Here is a 17857-nt window from a genome sequence, read left to right on the forward strand (position 1 = left end):
TTTTGTATTTATATAACTTCGTTTTCATTCTTTTTTAAGGAGCCAAATCTTTCAGGGCTTAATTTGCTTACATCTATAAATGTCTTACCTTCTGTAATAAGATCAGCTACAATTCTTCCCGTAACAGGGGAAAGTGCTATTCCATCTCCTTCATGCCCTGCGGCAACAAAAAATCCTTTTATATCTTCTATTGGCCCTAATAACGGCAAACCATCGGAAGTATACGGCCTTAAGCCGGCAAAAGATCTTATTGTATGAATATTTTTTAAGGCAGGCACGAGGCGTGTGGCATTTTTTAAAACTGCTTTTAGTGCTTCATGTGTTGTGCGTTTGTCATACCCTACAAACTCTCTAGTAGCTCCTATTAATATTTGTCCGTCATGTGTCTGGCTAAGGGATAGTCCCACTCCGAGACGTGTTGCAGGATCATTGGATTCTTCGAGTATTTTGGGATTGTATTTTGCAACAATATATTTTGCGCAAAGCACATCATGCATAACAAGCTTCGGAACAGGCTCTGTTACAACTATCTGCCCCCTCCTGGGTTTTATCGGCAGAGAAATTCCTACCAGTTCACCGATAAACGGAGCATATACTCCTGCTGCATTTACAACTGTATCCGTTTCTATTTCACCTTTTGGTGTAATTATTGACCTTACTTTGTTTTTTTCTAGCTTTATATCCAGCGCCGGGGCATTCAGCATTATTTCGGCACCCAGCTTTTTGGATGCCTTTGCGAATGCAAAACATAGTTTCATGGGATTAACATGAGCATCATCAGGGCTGTAAGTAGCTCCTAATAAATGTGGCGACAGTCCCGGTTGAATCTCCAATGCTTCTTTTAAGTCTAAAAGTTTTACCGAAAGACCGACTTCTTTTTGGCGCCCTGCAAAATCCCTCATTATATTCATCTGTTCATCATTTTCTATTAAAATCATGCCTCCGCAAGCTTCATACTCAATTTCCGAACCAAGTTCTTCTGCAAGAGGTTTATACATTTTTGCACTTTCTATCGCAAGCTGAAGATGAATACCTGGGTTTTTAGATTGAAGTATTATATCGATATCACATGCCCCTGAAGAGCCGGAGGCTAAGTCATCTTTTTCCAATAAAATAACCTTTAGGCCTTTCTTTGCTAAATGATATGTTATCGAATTGCCTATGACGCCACCGCCTATAACGACTACGTCAGCACTTTTTTTCACTCGTCTTCTCCCTCCACAATTTCGCCGATTTTAATCGCACGTACAGGAGGTCTTGAAGTAGGCGGTTTTATTTGGGCCGGATCTTCAACTTTTAAAAGCATTTGAGTAACTAAGCGCTGGCACGTTCTGCCTTGGCACAGGCCCATACATACACGGGTTCTGCGTTTAACTCCTGCTAAAGTAGTCGCTCCATCTTCGATGGCCTTTTCTATTTCCTCTCTTTTTACTTCTTCACAACGACAAATAAATTCATCATTCATCATTTATTCCCTCTTTCTAAACGTTTAATGCTGCGAACATCATCTAGATATTCGGCAGGTATCTCCACCGTTATAACCGCAGTAGCGTCATATTTGGGAGATTTTATTATTCGAAGCACTTTACCGCGGGTTACTTGTTTTCCTGCCCTGTCAACACACCAAACTTCGTCTCCTTTATTAGGCAAAGGGTAATATTCAAAAGGAAAGCTAACTTCTGCTTTTTCTCCCGAAACACTCACAACGAATATTGCAAGGCCCGGACATGCAGCTATGCAAGTTCCACATCCAATGCATTTTTCTTCATCAAGCACCGGCAAATTCGTTATAGGTTTCCCTACGCTTATAGCACCATAAGGGCATGCTTCCTCACATGGATTGCAAGGTATTTCCTGCACACACTCTATGCATGCTACAGGCCCTTTTTTGATTCGTTCTTTAGACGGAACGCCGGGAATCTTTAAAAGCTCTTCTTTGGACGGAAATCCTTGATATATTATACCTTGCTGCTCTGTCATACTAATTGCCCCCTTGCGTTTACCTGCTTTAGTTTTGCCTGAAATCTTCCTTCGCCAAACGGCCCGGTTCGCAGTGCGTCCAGTCTATTCCAGATTTCGTTCTTTAGCTCAAGGGCTTTTATTTTATCATAATATCCCAAACTTTCCGCACATGCCACACCTGCAAGCCGTCCTTCCTCCATAGCCGAAGATGCTTCTTCCACTCCTGTGATATCACCGGCCACATAAACTCCTTCAAGCGTTGTTTCCATATTCCTGTCATGAATTGGAACTTGGCCGCCTAATGGAGGTATATAAACAAATTCGCATCCCGCCATCCATGCAAGTTCCGTTAGTGGAGAAAGGCCTACCGCAAGGCATACCGTGTCAGCTTCAAAGTTTTTTTCAGTACCTGGAATTTGCTGCCAGTTTCTATCAAGTTCGATAGTTACAACTTCTTCGACTTTTTCTTCTCCAATTATTTCTTTAATCGTCGTAGAAACATATATCGGAACACCGGCTCTTCTGATTTTGGATGCATGCACGCCATATCCCCCTATTTTCGGGGCTGCTTCTATAAGTGCTACAACATCAGCTCCTGCTTGCATCAGCTGATATGAAACTATAAGACCTACATTGCCGGAACCTACCATAATTATCTTTTCTCCGGGCAAAACCCTATTTACATTAATCATGGTTTGTGCCGCTCCTGCTCCCATTACGCCTGGTAATGTGCATCCCGGAAAAGCTAGGGCATTTTCGGAAGCTCCGGTTGCAAGAACAATTTTCTCTGCTTTCAATGTATGATCTTTACCATTTGTAATGTAAGCTATAAGGCGGTCTTCATATATACCGTAAACTGCCGCATCCAGCACAACTTCAACACCAAGTTTTTCAGTTTCTTCCAAAAGCTGCTGCCCTATTCGAAATCCTCTGGTACCTGCCCTGTGCTCCCGCGATCCAAAAAATTTATGGATTTGTTTAAAAAGCTGTCCGCCCGGCTTTAAATTTTCATCTAAAACAACAACTTTCGCGCCGGCTTTTGCAGCCTCCACAGCACATGAAAGACCTGCAGGACCTGCTCCTATTACAGCTATATCTGCTCTCTTCATGATTGCTGATCACCCCATTTTCCCAAACCCTTTTGTGTATTTATGATCATTCCATCTCTAACAGGCGTTACACATGTCCTGACGTTCGGGACGCCGTCCACAGTCATTACACAATCTGTGCATCTTCCAATAGCGCAAAATATGCCCCTGGGTTTATGGTATTTTTGTGTTTCTCTAAACTTTTTTATTCCTGCCGCCAAAAGAGCTGCGGCAATGGGCTCGCCTTCTATTGCCGGGATTTCTTTTCCGTCTACTGTTATTTTGGCATTAAACTGCCTGGTTTCATCTCCTAATATAGGATGATGTATTACGCGCAATTTTCTCCCTCCAATTCTTGTTTCGAATAACATTTTAGGCATTAGTTTAAAATATCTGACCATTTTGCTTAAATAAACTGTTATGTAATTAAATTACAATGCAAGAACTATGCCTTCCAAGCCATCGGAAATTATAGTCTAAAAGCCTGCAACAGAGCCGGTTTAACTATCGGGCAAAATTTTATTGCAGGCTTTATTTATAAATATTATAAAGCATAATATTGCAAAGCAAAAATGGTATTTGGCAATTTTTAAGTAAGCGTAGATAAATAGCCGCTTTTATAAGGCTTGCGGCATTTTTAATTATTAGAAATTATTTATAACAATTGGAATTAAATCTAATTCATTTATGGAGTAACATCAAATATTTCAATACCTTCAATACACATACTGACAAGCTTTTCCACATCAATATCCTCTTCGGCTTTATGGACTTCGCAAATAGCCGGACGTATTTTTGGATGCTTAGGTACAAACACTGAACAGCAGTCTGCATATGGCTCTATTGAAATATCATATGTGCCGATTTTTCTTGCAATATCCATTATCTCGATTTTATCAAATCCTATTAGTGGGCGAAAAATCGGCATTGAAGCCACTTCGTTGGTTGCAGCAATTGCTTCCATGGTTTGACTTGCTACTTGTCCAAGGCTTTCCCCTGTAACCAATGCTTTGGCTCCGCGTTCTTCTGCGATTTTGTCAGCCACTCGGACCATCATACGCCTCATCATGATTGTCAAAAATTCTTCAGGTGTATTCTTCCCGATTTCTTTCAGCGCTTCTGTAAAATTCACAACATGAAGCCGTATTTTACCCGAATAACCGGCAAGCACTTTGCAAAGATCGATTACCTTTTCCTTCGCTCTATCAGTGGTAAACGGAAAACTGTGAAAATATATAGGTTCTATTTCCACGCCTCGCTTCATTATCATATATGTTGCAACAGGACTGTCTATACCGCCGGAAAGAAGGGATATGGCTTTCCCGGCGCATCCTATAGGAAGTCCTCCCGGTCCGGGAATCTTCTCAGAATAAATAAACGTTTTTTCTCGTATCTCGATATCAAGTCTTATATCAGGATCATGGACATTAACTTTAAGTCCTTCTATATTACTTAGAATGTAAGCACCGACCTGTGCATTTACCTCGGGAGATTTAAGAGGAAACGATTTATTGGGCCGCCTGGTTTCAACCTTAAAAGTCTTGCCGTAATAGTCTTGTTCTTTGATTACCTCAAGAGCGGTATTTTTTATATCTTCAATGTTGTTTTCGCAGCTTACGGCAGGGCATATATAAACTATACCAAAAACTTTTTTTAAGGCTTCTGCCACTTTTTCTTTCGGTGCTTGCGTAAAGCAATAAATTCTGCCATGGACATTTTTTAACTGCACATTCTTGTCGTAAGGCATAATAACCTGTTTAATTCTTTGAGTCAGCATTCTTTCAAAAAATGGCCTATTCTCGCCTTTTAAAGCAATCTCTCCAAAACTTATTAAATAAAGTCTTTCCATTTCCTACCTCCGCACAAATTTTCGTATTTCGCAGACTTCCTCGGTTAAGGTTTCTATTACATAATCTATGTCATCTTCTGAAATAAAATGCGATAAGCTAAATCTTATTGCACTATCCTGTTCCTCTAAGCTTTTTCCAACAGCCTTTAGAACATGGCTTGCTCCGCCTTTGTGAGATGAGCAGGCAGAACCTGTTGACACGAATATACCTTTTCCTTCAAGGGCATGTAAAAGTATTTCCCCTCTTGTTCCTATAAAAGAAGCATTTAGAATATGGGGAGCGCTGTTAATTTCCGGAGTATTTAAAACAACGTCAGGAATTTTTTCTAATATACCATCTTTTAAGCGTTTTTTGAGGCTTTCCATTTTTATTTTCCATTCTTTCATATTCTGTGTAATCTCCCAAGCAGCACAGCTAAGGCCTGCTATTCCTGGCACATTTTCGGTTCCTGAGCGAAGCCCTTTTTCCTGTCCTCCGCCATATATAAGTGGTTCTATATTTGCATTATCCCTTACAAAAAGAACGCCAATGCCTTTAGGAGCGTGGATTTTATGGCCGCTTACAGACAACAAATCTATTCCTGCTAAAGCCGGCACAAGGTCAATCTTACCAAATGCCTGGACTGCATCAACGTGAAAAAGTATATTTTTATTGTAACTCTTAATCGCTTCAGCCGCCTCACTTATAGGCTGGATAGAGCCGATTTCATTGTTTACATACATTATGCTCACTAAAACTGTATCCTCGGTTAAAGCCTTTTTTAAATCATTTATATCTATAAAACCATCTTCGTCAGTATTAAGATATGTGACTTTATACCCTTGCCTTTCTAAAACTTTAAAAACTTCTAAAACAGATGGATGCTCAATGTTAGTGGTAATTATATGATTGCCGCGACGTTTGAGGCTTAGCGCTGCTCCTCTGATTGCCCAATTGTTAGATTCTGTGCCTCCTGAAGTAAAGTAAATTTCATTTGCTGTCCTTCCTAAAAAACTCGCAATTTTTTCTCTGGCTTCTTTTATTATCTTTTCAGCTTCTATTCCTTTTCTATGCATAGAAGAAGGGTTTCCGTAATACAGCGTCATCGCTTCGAAAGCAGACTTAGCTGCATTATCAGAAACTCTGGTTGTTGAACTATTATCAAGATATACTTGCCTCAATTTTATCACCTATTCACTTTATTAAATATGTTACTTTATTATATCAATAACTTTAGATGGTGTCATCAGGATTGAAATAAGGGCCTATACAGACTGAATAATTTGTCGAAGAGACCAAGATGCTTGTTCCCTTATTATTTCCGAAGGGTCTGTAGTTAGATACTCAAGAGTTTTTATCGCCCCTTTATACCTTATGTTTCCCAGAGCGCATATGGCATTTCTTCGAATAATATTTCTGCCTCGCCAGCCGGCTGCTGCAGGCTTAAACATCCTATTAAAATCTTGTTTGCTAAGAATTGCCAGTTTTTCTAGATTTTTTTCTAAAGATACATCCGGAAAAAATTCCTGGTGATTTGGGATATTGACATCCTTGTTGCAAGGACAGACATCTTGACATATATCGCACCCAAAAATCATATTTCCAAGAGTTTCTCTGAATTCTTTTGGAATTTGCCCTCTCATTTGTGTGATATAAGAAAGACATTTGTGTGGATTCAACCTAAAAGGTTCTATTAATGCGCCTGTAGGACAGGCAGCTATGCATCGGCCGCATTTATCACAATAAGTTTCGGCCGGATCGTCTGATTCAATCTCAATATCAGTAAGTATCTCCCCTAAGAACACCCATGAGCCGAATTCAGGAGTAAAAAGGCAGGTATTCTCTCCAATCCACCCTATTCCTGCACGAGCTGCAGCAGCTCTTTCAATTAGCGCACCTGTATCTACCATTATTTTAAACTTGCCTGGTTCTTTTTCTGAAATGAAATCTGCTATCCTGATAAGCTTTTCATTTAAAACATTATGATAGTCTTTAATTTGTGCATATTTGGAAATTTCGCCTTCAGGTATATCAACTGAAGAAAATTCTTTTTTTACAGAAGGTTCTATAAGATAGCCAATCGCAAAACATATAATCGTTTTAGCTCCGTCAAGAAGTCTTTGAGGATTGCATCTTGCTTCCATATCTTGTTCTTCAAAAGGAGAAATTAGCTGCTTGCTCTTTCTTTCTTGCAAAATTTCTTTTTCTTTTAAAAAAGGATCTGCCGACGCAAAGCCTACTTTATCAATGCCTATTTCTTTTGAAAAGCGAATTATCTCAGATTTTAAATTCATTTTACGCTCCGATTTGAATTTTTTTCGAAAATCTTTATAATTGTATTATATAGTAAAAAAGCCATTTTAGGAATTCAAAGGAGGGTTTTTCATGATATCAGACCAGCAGATAGCCCGTATTAACGCACTTTATAAAAAACAAAAAGGCGAAGGTCTTACACCTGAAGAAAAACAAGAGCAGGCATACCTTCGCAGGCTCTATATTGATTCTGTGAAAGTCAATCTAAAGTCGCAATTGGATAACATAGAAATTGTGGAGCCTTCAGATGATCGCAGTTTTTCGGATGACAGTGTCGAATAAAGCTTGGCAAAATTAAATAATATTGCATCCTAAGGTATTTTTTGCTTCTTTTAAAGCAAAATCATGGGCAGTGCTATCAAAAGATGCAACTGCGTCTTTATAAATACTCACCTTATATGCTAAATTTCGCGCATCAGCAGCAGTATAGAGAACACAAATGTTGGTGCAGACACCTGTCAAAAATATTTCATCTATATTGTTTTCTCTTAAATATAAATCCAGATCGGTTCCGAAAAAGGCGCTGTAGCGTCTTTTTGATATTACTTTATCCACATCTTTTACGTCTAAATCACTAATTATTTTTGCACCGGCAGTGCCGGCAATGCAGTGAGGGGCAAACATCTCAAATTCTTTATCATTTTTTTCATGGTTATCGCAAATAAATATAATGGGGTATTCATTTTTACGAAACTCGCTTATTTTTTCTTTTATAATATTTATAATTGCTTTACCTTGAGGCCCAACGCTTAATGCCCCGTCTTCATCAATAAAATCATTTAACATGTCAATTACTAATAAAGCTTTCACCGGAGGCTCTCCTTTCAAATAACATTTAGATTTTTAGATAGAAAACAATTCACTTATATTATAGCATGTTTTTAGAAGTATCACTTATAAAGAAGGTATGAAAACAGTTATGCAGCAAAGCAAAGAGAAAAACGATCTCATTTTTGGAATAAAACGAGCTATACCCATTGTGTTCGGGTATATCCCAGTTGGATTTGCAATGGGTGTTACAGCATCTAATACAGGCCTGACTCCCTTTGAAACCGGTTTGATGTCTGTATTTGTTTATGCAGGCTCAGCTCAATTTGTAGCAATAGATATGATAAGATCAAATGCAAGTTTCATCGCCATTATAATAACTACATTTTTGGTAAATTTAAGGCATTTACTTTTCAGTGCTTCGCTAGCGCCGTATTTTCAGCATATAAAGCAAAAATTGATTCTCATCATTTCTTTTTTTATTACTGATGAAAGCTTTGCAGTAAGTATTACTGATGCGGAACAAGGTTCTTTATCTCATAGTTATTATTTAGGTCTTTATATTACCGCTTATCTAAGTTGGATTTTAAGCACCGTTATAGGTGCTGCATTTGGTAATCTGATACCGGATACTAAAGCTCTTGGCTTTGATTTTGCACTGCCTGGGATGTTTCTTGCTTTGTTATGTATGCAGCTTAAAAATATTAAATTCATTTTTGTGTCGTTAATATCAGGATTGCTTTCCATCATTTTGATATATCTAATGCCGGGAAACTGGAATGTTATTTTAGCTGCCGTAATCGCAGCGGTGATAGGAGTGTTTATTGACGATGAGGACTAGCTTAAGTTACTTATATCTCGTGCTTACTATGGGTTTTGTAACATATCTTTTAAGAATGCTGCCTGCCACACTTCTTTCAAAAAAGAAAATCCCAAAATTATTTGTCAAGTTTTTAAAGTTCATTCCTGCAGCTGTACTTTCCGCTTTGCTTTTTCAAGGTGTATTTATTTATGGAGGAAGATTGAATATTTCTTTCTATAATCCTTTACTGGTTGCTTCGATAATAGCCTTTCCCATTGCTTATAAGACAAAAAATATGTTTGCAACAGTTCTGGTAGGAATGGGTATTGTTATGTTGTTTAATCATATAACATAAATCATATAAAAACGGAGTAGGAATCTATTGACAGAAAAACAATAAGAAGGTATAATGTTTTATGGCGCTGCGGGGATGGCGGAACTGGCAGACGCGTACGTTTGAGGGGCGTATGGGTTCTCCCGTGCGGGTTCAAGTCCCGCTCTCCGCACCATTTTTATTTTATACATCGATTAAATATGAAAAATAGTTATTTAAAAGCCGGTCGCTTTATCATAAGCGCACCGGCTTTCGTATTGTTGTTTTATATAAACAGTTTTAACAGAAAATATATTGCCGTAACCGCCCCGAACATAATAAAAACCGGAGGCAGTAAAAGCTCAAAAATCGCTATTGTCATAGCAAGTATATCTTTTGAGTCAAAATCATTCTTCTTTGGTAAACTCATTGTTTAAGCCACCACTCACTTATATTGTAAAATACATTTATAGGATTTGGATTTACACCCTGTACCCTAGTATTTAGAGCCAAGATATCATTAGGACTGTATAGAAATAAATAAGGTAAATCTCGGCTTATAATCTCTGAAGCCTTATATAAAAGCTCTTTTTTGTTATTTTCATCCCGCGATGTCTGTATTTTGTTCAAAACATCATCAAGCTCTTTGTTTGAATAGGAAACAAAATTATAGCCATTTTTTATCTCGCTGCTGGAAAACATAACTCCAAGATCCGGGTTTGGCGCTAGTTTCCATCCCATTATAGCCGCTTCGTACTTTTTGCTCATAACTTTACTTCGAAGTTCTTCCCAGTTTAGATTTGTTATCTTTACAGAAATCCCCAGTTCTTTTAAGTCTTCTGCTATATGAGAAGCAGCTTGATATCTGGCGCTATCTGACGCATTAACTAGTAATTCAAATTCAAATTTGTATTTTTTTGTTCCAATAGTCTTTTCTAAAATTCCATCACCATTTTCATCTTTCCATCCTAATTCTTCAAGCTTTTCAGCTGCAAGTTTTTTATTGTATTCTATGTGCTGTGCATTAGGATTGAATGCCCATGAATACGGCAGAATCGGCCCATCTACAATAAGTCCTCTTCCCCATATGGTGTCTTGAAGAATCCTGTTGCGGTCTATCCCCATTAACATCGCTTGCCGCACATTGGCATCGCTAAATAATGGGTTTGTAAGATTTAAAGCCACAAACTCAAAATATCTGGAAGGATATTGAAGCATGTAACTATCTTTTACTTCGCTAAATTTATCATAATCTTCTTGTCCGATTTCAATAACATCTATAGAGCTGCTCATAAAAGCCTCTTTTGCCGTTTCTTTATCTGGGAAGATTTTTATATTAACTTCCTTGATATAAGGTTTTTTATCGTAGTAAGACTCGTTCCTTTTTAATGTTATTGAATCACTGGTTTTGCTGACAATTTCAAAAGGTCCTGTTCCGGCAAACGATTGACCTGATGCGTTGCTTGCCTTTAAAGCTTCAATAGACGATGCTGGAATGATACCGCAAGTAATTTTGTTAAGGAAATCCGGATCCGGCTTATATAAATGGACTACAAAAGTTGCGGCATTGGGTGCGTCATAGCTTTGGACATTATTAAATTCTGCAAACAAGGCCTGTGTGTTGCTTTTTGCCGATTTTTTCAGCTCACGAACCCTGTCAAAAGTAGCTTTTACATCATTTGAAGAAAAACTCTCGCCGCTGTGCCATTTTACATCCTGCCTAAGATTAAATGTATATGTGGTTCCTGTTTCATCTATCTGCCAATTTTCAGCAAGTGCCGGCTGAATTTTACCTTGCCCATCAACTTTTACAAGACCTTCATAAATAAGGCTTAAAATATTTTTGTCATCTTCATTTGCAGCATTTAAAGGATCTAAATTCAGACTTGACATTGCCGCAAGATTTATGGTACCACCGCTTATAGGCTTTTCAGCTTTGCTTAATTCATTTTCGACATTTGAACTTTGAGAGCCAGATTTACTCAAATTAGAGCATGCCCCACTGAAAAATATTGTTAGGATAATAAGGATTACTCCCGCTGCTTTCTTATTCATAATAACCTCAATAGATCATTTAACTCTTTTAAGTTTTGGATTATCTATCATTCCTGGAATTCTGCCTCGTTTTGCGATAGGTTTGCCGTCTACCATCTTTAAATCAAGGGTCATGTCAATAGGAGATGCTCCTGATATGTAACTGCCAACACCAAAAGCATCGGCACCGGCTTCTATAAGGACCTTTATTCTTTCCGGCGTAAGACCGCCCGATACAAAGATTTTTACATAATCATATCCTTTTAGGTCCAGTCGCTTTCTGACTTCATAAACCAAATCAGGCGTGACTCCTCCCCGCTCACCGGGAGTATCCAGTCTAACTCCTTGCAAGTCCTTTCCGAGTGCCTCTGCAACATTTATTGTTTCTTCGGCTTCATCTTTAAAAGTGTCTACTAGAATTATTCTAGGGGAATCGGGCGGCATTATTTCATTATAGACCTTTGCGATTTTAACGGTATCTCCCGCCATAATTATAGCTGCATGCGGAATTGTTCCGGAAGGTTCTCTTCCAAGGAATTTTGCAGCCAAAATACAGCTTGCATTATCGGCGCCACCTATGATTGCTGCTCGCTCCATAACAGGTGCTACCGCAGGATGAACATGCCTTGCTCCAAAGCATATACAAAGCCTCTCCCCTGCTGCTTCGCGACAAGCTCTGGCTGCTGTTGCCCAAGCGCTGGAATGAGCTAGAACCCCTAAAAGTGCGGTTTCGTATATGCCAAATTCTTCATAAGGTCCTTTTATTCTAACAACGGTATCCTTCGGTTCGAATGTCTCACCTTCCGGCACCGCATAGACTTCTACATTTTTGTTTTTTAAAATATTTATAACCTCTTCTGTACCGCACATTACCCCATGTTTGCGTGGAAATATTTCTGCCACTACTTCTTTTTGAGAAATATTCATATGTCTTAATATTTCCATAGTTTTGATAAAATAAATGTCTGTGGTCATTCCTGCTATTATCTCATCATGACTTGCTGAAAATAACGGTCTTTCAGGATCAATTTTAATATCTTTTACATCATTTAAGTTTTTGAGTTCTTTCATAAGCCAAACCTCTCTTTTTTCATTTTGTGAACTGCATAATTACCGCGACTATGCCTGCCGCTGTAAGTGGCCCTACGGGAACGCCCTTGAAAAACGCTACACCTATAATAGAACCAAGAATAATACCTATAACTATCTGGGGACTTGTTGATATCAAATCTGTTCCCTTTCCCGACAATATGACAGTAACAGCTCCTGCAATAAGAGCAGCAATTGCCGAGGGATTTCTCATGGCATCGCTTACATCTTTTGAGGTAATTTCCCCAGTTGCAAAGGGGGCTATGATGCCCATTGTTAAAATGATTATACCCCATTTTAAAGCGTTTTTGTCAAGAAAAATTAACGCTTGCTTTAAATTGGCAAGCCGTAAGGTAAGAACTACCGCAGCTGCCAGAGCAAGTGAATTGTTCTTCGATAGAACGCCTAAGACAAGTATTGCTAAGATAATTAAAACTCCTTGATCCATAGGTATTCACCTGCCATTTCAAAATCTAAATCTCTTCATGAGATTTTAGTCCACATTTTGTCTACTTGCTTTTTTGTTTCTTCAATACTTGAGTTATTGTCTATGACTCTATCTGCAAATTTCAGTTTTTCGGCTAGTGGCATCTGAGATTTTATTCTTTTTAAAGCTTCATCCTTTGTAATGTCTTTTTCTCGTGCCATAAGCCTTTGAAGCTGAATATCCTCATTAGCTGCAACCACCCATACTTCATCTGCGATTTTATCAAGACCTGTTTCTATGAGTAGTGCCGCATCAATTACAATGATTTTTTTGCCTGCTTTTTTATATTCCTCAACCTTTCTTTTAATTTCTTCTATAATCTTAGGATGAGTAATATTGTTTAATACTTCAAGCTTAGCTTTATCAGAAAATACAATATGTGCAAGTTTCTTTCTATCTATATCGCTTCTATCATCATTTAATATCTCATCGCCAAAATAATTCAATACTTCAAACCAGGCAGGCTCGCCCTTTGACATTATTTCTCGTGCAATTTTGTCTGCATCTATTATAACAGCGCCTTTTTCTTTAAGCAATGCCGTTACAGTACTTTTACCGCTGGCTATACCTCCTGTAAGACCGATTACCGTCAAAAGTATTTCTCCTCTCTAGAGCTCTTCCCATGTATACCCTTGATGGATATCCACTGTAAGGGGAACTTTCAGCGAAAAGGCATGCTCCATGCAATCCTTAAGGATGTCTTTTACCTTAGACAATTCTTCTTGCCTGCTGTCTAATATAAGCTCATCATGAACCTGTAAAAGTATTTTTGCACTTAACCCATTTTCTTTTAATGCCTTATAAACATTAACCATAGCAATTTTTATAATGTCTGCTGCACTGCCTTGAATGGGAGTATTTACTGCTGTCCTTTCTGCAAAAGACCTAAGGTGATAATTTTTACTGTTAATATCAGGAATGTAGCGGCGGCGGTTAAGCAATGTGGTAACATAACCTTGTATTCTAGCAGATGCAATTGTTTCGCGTATAAAATCTTTTACCTTTGGATATCTTTTAAAATACGCATCTATATACTCTTTAGCTTCTTGGTTTGATATCCCAAGGTTTTGCGCAAGCCCATAATCACTTATACCATATATAATACCGAAATTCACCGCTTTTGCCTTGTTTCTAAGGGAAGGTGTTACTTCTTCTAGCGGCACGCCAAAAACTTCGCTGGCCGTTCTTGTGTGTATATCCTCTCCCTTAAGGAATGAATCTATAAGACCGGGATCCTCTGACATATGTGCTAAAACCCTCAGTTCTATTTGAGAATAATCACCTGATAAAAGAAGGTGCCCCGGCCCGTCGGCAGTAAAAACTCCTCGAATATGCTTGCCTTCCTCTGTTTTTACCGGTATATTTTGGAGGTTTGGTTCTGTACTGCTTATACGTCCTGTAGTTGTCACCGTTTGATTAAAGCTGGTATAGATTCGAGAGGTTTCTTTATCAACTAAGGCAGCCAAGCCATCAGCATATGTAGACTTCATCTTCATTACGAACCTATAATCTAAAATTTTATCGATTATAGGGTGTAAAGGTCTCAATTTCTCCAACACCTCGGCATCTGTCGAGTATCCGGTTTTGGTTTTTTTAATTACCGGCAATAAAAGCTTTTCAAATAGGATTTCACCTAACTGTTTTGGCGAATTTATGTTAAATTCAGTTCCTGCCAGCTCATAAATTTCCTTTGTGAGGAGATCTAATTTTTCTCCAAATTTAGCAGAAAGTTCCTGGAGTTTGCCCAGGTCTACTTTTATCCCTGCATGTTCCATGTCTGATAAGACAACGCTAAGGGGTATCTCAACTTCGTATAAAAGTTTACTCATATCATACTCTTTAATTTTATCATCCATTACATCCTTTAAAGCAAACATATGAATTATTTGCTCTGTAAAACTTGCTGTATCCGGCATCGCAGCTCCTAAATATTCAGTTACCAGTAGGGGTACGTCATATCTTGGCCGTGAAGATTCCAAAAGGTAGGCGGCAAGCATTGTATCGAATTGGCATTTAAAATCGATATCTAGTTGTCTTAGCGCATTTCTTATAAATTTACTATCATGTGTAATTTTATATACTGCAGGATCTTCTAAAAGTTGTTTTAGCGTTTTCCTAACATCGCTTTTCTCAAGTAACTCTCCAGATACAAAAGCATATTCATCTTTGGCACAAATATACAGTCCATCTATCTTATAAGATTTAAGGTTCTTCTTTTTTGCATCTACAAGAATCGAAAGTCTTTTTTCTATAGCTGCTAACTTTATTACGTCCTCAAGGGAACTGTTATTTTCTGCAAAATTCATATCTGCTGTATTTTCGGTTTCCTTGATATTTTTATTGTCTTTAGTATTTTTAGATAGGCGGTCAATCAAGCTGTAAAATTCTAATTCTCTAAGCAAATTCATTAACTTGTCATAGTCAGGTTCACGATATTTAATATCGTCAAAATCAAATTCCAAGGGTACATTTGTCACAATAGTTGCCAAGTATTTGCTGTCTTTCGCCTGATCGGCATATTTTTGTATGTTTTCTTTTAATTTACCTTTCAGTTTATCAAAGTTCTCCAATACATTTTCAAGACTGCCAAACTCTTGAAGAAGCTTTGCAGCTGTTTTTTCACCGATTCCCGGTATGCCCGGGATGTTGTCGGATTTATCTCCCATTAAACCTTTTAAGTCCGTTATAGCTTCAGGAGAAATTCCATACTTCGAGTTTATTTTTTCAAGGTCGTAAGCCTCTATGTCTGATATGCCCTTTCTGGTAACCAGGACTTTAATATTGCGAGATATAAGTTGAAGCTCATCTTTATCTCCGGTTACAATTATAGAGGAAATTCCTTCTTTCTCGCCTTTCTTTGAAATAGTGCCTATGATATCATCTGCTTCGTACCCGTCGATTTCAAAAAAAGTGATGTTCATGGCCTTTAATATCTCTTTTAAAAGATCAAACTGGCCTATTAATTCTTCCGGAGTAGGCGGACGTGTGCTTTTATACTCAACAAATTCTTCATGTCTAAAAGTCGGCCCTTTTTTATCAAAGGCTACTGCTACATAGTCAGGCTGTTCTTCTTGTAAAATCCTAAGCAGCATATTCAGGAAGCCATATACTGCATTAGTGGGCACTCCCTTAGATGTTCTAAGCGGAGGCAGCGCGTGAAAAGCCCTATGCAGCAAACTGTTTCCATCTATTAAAAGCATTTTTTTCAAACTGGCTCCTCCATTCCGTATCTATAATGCCTGTTTTATTATTATTTCACCAAAATTTTTAAAAAACCTGCAAAGAAAATAAAAATCTATAAATCTTTGTATTTTAGATCCAGTTTCTTTTTCTATGGCTTCTCACTCTTTATTATAGTTATGTTTACATGGGGCAGCTCTATATCTTCATCCCATAAAGCCAATTGATTTTCTAAATCAATAATCTTGCTGCGAGTATTATAAAGCTCTTTTTGTATCTCAATTATTTCGCTTGTACCAGTTGCTTTTTGAAGTATCAAAGTCAGTTCTTGCTCATATTGACGCAGATAATCTAGTTTTTCAAGAGTGTTATCATAATCCTTACTGATATCTTTTGTTTCAACATTCCAGCTTAGGATGTTTTTCTCGGTTTTAAAGGTTTCCATAATTTTATCAACCTCTGCCTCCGGAATTCTTGCGTCTATTGAGGCTCTCTCAGGTGTTTTATTTGTGCCTTTCATTTCGATCTTGCTGTTTTCTATATAACCCCCTGCTTCTTCGGCAAGATTCACAATTTGTTCTGTTTTTCCGCTTAATTCTTCTGTATTTATCGAAATTGTGATGCTTTTTGTTAAGCGTTTCTGCATTGCTGTATCGCTTTCTGCAATAGCTGCAAAACTTTTTAAGCTCTCATCTGCTTTAAGGCTTCTGGCCTCAGGCTTAGTGCCTGTTGTATTTTCAGCAGCAGCTTGTGGGCTTTCTTTTGAAGCATAGTTCATATTAGAGTTTTTCCCTAAATTATAGAACGTGAAAATAAGCGTAAAAATTACTATTATGCCTGCGGCAGCAGTAAATTCCCTCTTATGGGATTGATAGAAATTAAGGAGCAGGCCGGAGAATGATTTTTTTGAAGACCTTTGCGTTTTGGAAATCTCATTAATTTTTTCCGAAAGATTGATGGAAAAATTCGGCGGCATTTCTACTTCGCCCACTAAGTTTGTTAAAGCCACAGTTTGTCTGAGTTCTTCTACTTCACGTCTGCAATTTGGGCAGACTTTAAGATGTTCTTCCAGTAATTTCTTTTCTTCCGGACTTGCAAAGCCGTCCACATATTTATCGATTAAGTCGCTAAAGTCCTTACATGCGGCCATGTTGCTCCCCCCTTTGAAGCTCGCCGTCAGATGGTGCTTGAGAAAAAATCCCCATGTCTTTAAGCAATTCTCTCAGATTTCTGCGACCTCTATACAACCTTGATTTCACGGTACCTAAGGAGCAATTTAAAATTTCGCCGATTTCTGCATAACTAAAGCCTTGAACATCTCTTAGTATTACACATATTTTTTGCTCTTCAGGCAGCATATTAATTGCATCTGCTATAGCTTGTCTTATCTCTTTATTTTCTATAAATTCTTCAGGCAGTTGGGTCGGCGTTCCCAGATTTAAATGATTATGTATTTCTGATTCTTCATGGATGGGGAGAGTAGCTTCTCTATGTTTTCTTGAAAAATCTATGCAAGTATTTACAGCAATTCGATACAGCCAGGTGGAAAAACTTGATTCTCCTCGGAATTTATCAAGGGAGGTAAATATTTTAATAAAGATTTCCTGGCTTACATCCATTGCATCTTCGGCGTTATTAAAAAACCTATACACGGTATTGTAGACTTTTTTCTCATAACCGGAAATCAAGTCTTCAAACGCAGACATATCCCCTCTTTTTGCCCGGTATATGAGTTCTCCTTCAATATTCAATTTTACCGTGCCTCCCTATATGTTGTGGGCAAAAATTTAAATAGCATTTGGTTTTGCTGATCTTCCAGCGGTCAAGATTCCAACCAAAAACTAAAAAAGCAGAGCTTTGGTGTTTTCGTCCAAGCCCTGCATTACTTGTCGCATCTGGTGCCGAAGGCGGGAATCGAACCCGCATGGTATTGCTACCACTGGATTTTGAGTCCAGCGCGTCTGCCAGTTCCACCACTTCGGCTTGCATGTG

General features: G+C 38.1%; 20 protein-coding genes and 2 tRNA genes. 4 read left to right on the forward strand and 18 right to left on the reverse strand.

Annotated features, from left to right (window positions below):
- Window positions 1-8 precede the first annotated feature (8 nt).
- The 8 genes from BUE08_RS01325 to queG all read right to left on the reverse strand — a co-directional run bounded on the left by BUE08_RS01325 (window position 9) and on the right by queG (window position 7173).
- Window positions 9-1205, reverse strand: coding sequence for an NAD(P)/FAD-dependent oxidoreductase (locus BUE08_RS01325; protein WP_286680164.1), 1197 nt, complete (start codon window positions 1203-1205; stop codon window positions 9-11).
- On the reverse strand, window positions 1202-1468 hold the full coding sequence (locus tag BUE08_RS01330; protein WP_286680165.1) for a (2Fe-2S)-binding protein: 267 nt from the start codon (window positions 1466-1468) through the stop codon (window positions 1202-1204). Before BUE08_RS01330 ends, BUE08_RS01325 begins: the two co-directional genes overlap by 4 nt.
- Window positions 1465-1980: a 4Fe-4S dicluster domain-containing protein gene (locus BUE08_RS01335; RefSeq protein ID WP_059033611.1), complete on the reverse strand. Its 516-nt coding sequence runs from the start codon at window positions 1978-1980 to the stop codon at window positions 1465-1467. Before BUE08_RS01335 ends, BUE08_RS01330 begins: the two co-directional genes overlap by 4 nt.
- Window positions 1977-3071, reverse strand: a complete 1095-nt coding sequence (locus tag BUE08_RS01340) for an NAD(P)/FAD-dependent oxidoreductase (RefSeq protein WP_213995788.1) — start codon at window positions 3069-3071, stop codon at window positions 1977-1979. Before BUE08_RS01340 ends, BUE08_RS01335 begins: the two co-directional genes overlap by 4 nt.
- A complete protein-coding gene (locus tag BUE08_RS01345) occupies window positions 3068-3388 on the reverse strand; it encodes a (2Fe-2S)-binding protein (protein ID WP_083497739.1) in 321 nt (106 codons plus the stop codon). Before BUE08_RS01345 ends, BUE08_RS01340 begins: the two co-directional genes overlap by 4 nt.
- 347 nt (window positions 3389-3735) lie before the next feature.
- A complete protein-coding gene (thiI, locus tag BUE08_RS01350; RefSeq protein WP_273039184.1) occupies window positions 3736-4899 on the reverse strand; it encodes a tRNA uracil 4-sulfurtransferase ThiI in 1164 nt (387 codons plus the stop codon).
- A gap of 3 nt (window positions 4900-4902) precedes the next feature.
- Window positions 4903-6060, reverse strand: coding sequence for a cysteine desulfurase family protein (locus tag BUE08_RS01355; RefSeq protein ID WP_213995791.1), 1158 nt, complete (start codon window positions 6058-6060; stop codon window positions 4903-4905).
- An 84-nt stretch (window positions 6061-6144) separates the two neighbouring features.
- On the reverse strand, window positions 6145-7173 hold the full coding sequence (gene queG, locus BUE08_RS01360; protein ID WP_286680166.1) for a tRNA epoxyqueuosine(34) reductase QueG: 1029 nt from the start codon (window positions 7171-7173) through the stop codon (window positions 6145-6147).
- A 91-nt stretch (window positions 7174-7264) separates the two neighbouring features.
- On the opposite strand from queG, the gene BUE08_RS01365 reads away from it, so the two are divergent.
- Window positions 7265-7474, forward strand: a complete 210-nt coding sequence (locus BUE08_RS01365; protein WP_174221092.1) for a DUF896 domain-containing protein — start codon at window positions 7265-7267, stop codon at window positions 7472-7474.
- A 12-nt stretch (window positions 7475-7486) separates the two neighbouring features.
- Here BUE08_RS01365 and BUE08_RS01370 read toward each other — a convergent pair whose 3' ends face one another.
- Complete coding sequence (locus tag BUE08_RS01370; RefSeq protein ID WP_059033601.1) at window positions 7487-8002, reverse strand: cysteine hydrolase family protein; 516 nt, start codon at window positions 8000-8002, stop codon at window positions 7487-7489.
- Between the two features lie 97 nt (window positions 8003-8099).
- Between BUE08_RS01370 and BUE08_RS01375 the strand changes: the two genes are divergently transcribed.
- From BUE08_RS01375 to BUE08_RS01385, 3 genes are all read left to right on the forward strand, one after another.
- On the forward strand, window positions 8100-8801 hold the full coding sequence (locus BUE08_RS01375) for an AzlC family ABC transporter permease (protein ID WP_273702430.1): 702 nt from the start codon (window positions 8100-8102) through the stop codon (window positions 8799-8801).
- On the forward strand, window positions 8791-9117 hold the full coding sequence (locus BUE08_RS01380) for an AzlD domain-containing protein (RefSeq protein ID WP_286680167.1): 327 nt from the start codon (window positions 8791-8793) through the stop codon (window positions 9115-9117). Before BUE08_RS01375 ends, BUE08_RS01380 begins: the two co-directional genes overlap by 11 nt.
- Before the next feature lie 69 nt (window positions 9118-9186).
- Window positions 9187-9271, forward strand: a tRNA-Leu gene (locus BUE08_RS01385).
- Window positions 9272-9361: 90 nt separating this feature from the next.
- Here the strand turns inward: BUE08_RS01385 and BUE08_RS01390 are convergent.
- The 9 genes from BUE08_RS01390 to BUE08_RS01430 all read right to left on the reverse strand — a co-directional run bounded on the left by BUE08_RS01390 (window position 9362) and on the right by BUE08_RS01430 (window position 17848).
- A complete protein-coding gene (locus BUE08_RS01390) occupies window positions 9362-9505 on the reverse strand; it encodes a hypothetical protein (protein ID WP_174221091.1) in 144 nt (47 codons plus the stop codon).
- Window positions 9502-11130 carry an ABC transporter substrate-binding protein gene (locus tag BUE08_RS01395; protein WP_281795669.1) on the reverse strand — a complete coding sequence of 543 codons (1629 nt, stop codon included), beginning with the start codon at window positions 11128-11130 and terminating at the stop codon, window positions 9502-9504. The genes BUE08_RS01390 and BUE08_RS01395 overlap by 4 nt, the downstream gene beginning before the upstream one ends.
- A gap of 15 nt (window positions 11131-11145) precedes the next feature.
- Window positions 11146-12180, reverse strand: coding sequence for a nicotinate phosphoribosyltransferase (locus tag BUE08_RS01400; RefSeq protein WP_059033593.1), 1035 nt, complete (start codon window positions 12178-12180; stop codon window positions 11146-11148).
- Between the two features lie 19 nt (window positions 12181-12199).
- Window positions 12200-12646: a DUF441 domain-containing protein gene (locus BUE08_RS01405; protein WP_059033591.1), complete on the reverse strand. Its 447-nt coding sequence runs from the start codon at window positions 12644-12646 to the stop codon at window positions 12200-12202.
- A gap of 35 nt (window positions 12647-12681) precedes the next feature.
- Window positions 12682-13278: a dephospho-CoA kinase gene (coaE, locus tag BUE08_RS01410; RefSeq protein ID WP_286680168.1), complete on the reverse strand. Its 597-nt coding sequence runs from the start codon at window positions 13276-13278 to the stop codon at window positions 12682-12684.
- A 15-nt stretch (window positions 13279-13293) separates the two neighbouring features.
- Window positions 13294-15885 (reverse strand): DNA polymerase I, encoded by a 2592-nt coding sequence (gene polA / locus BUE08_RS01415; protein WP_286680175.1) that lies wholly within the window; start codon window positions 15883-15885, stop codon window positions 13294-13296.
- Window positions 15886-16016: 131 nt separating this feature from the next.
- Complete coding sequence (locus BUE08_RS01420; RefSeq protein ID WP_286680169.1) at window positions 16017-17015, reverse strand: DUF4349 domain-containing protein; 999 nt, start codon at window positions 17013-17015, stop codon at window positions 16017-16019.
- Window positions 17002-17616, reverse strand: coding sequence for an RNA polymerase sigma factor (locus tag BUE08_RS01425; RefSeq protein ID WP_286680170.1), 615 nt, complete (start codon window positions 17614-17616; stop codon window positions 17002-17004). Before BUE08_RS01425 ends, BUE08_RS01420 begins: the two co-directional genes overlap by 14 nt.
- Window positions 17617-17761: 145 nt before the next feature.
- A tRNA-Leu gene (locus tag BUE08_RS01430) sits at window positions 17762-17848 on the reverse strand.
- Between the last annotated feature and the right edge of the window lie 9 nt (window positions 17849-17857).

This window comes from Tepidanaerobacter sp. EBM-49, assembly GCF_001896645.1.
GTDB lineage: Bacteria > Bacillota > Thermosediminibacteria > Thermosediminibacterales > Tepidanaerobacteraceae > Tepidanaerobacter > Tepidanaerobacter syntrophicus.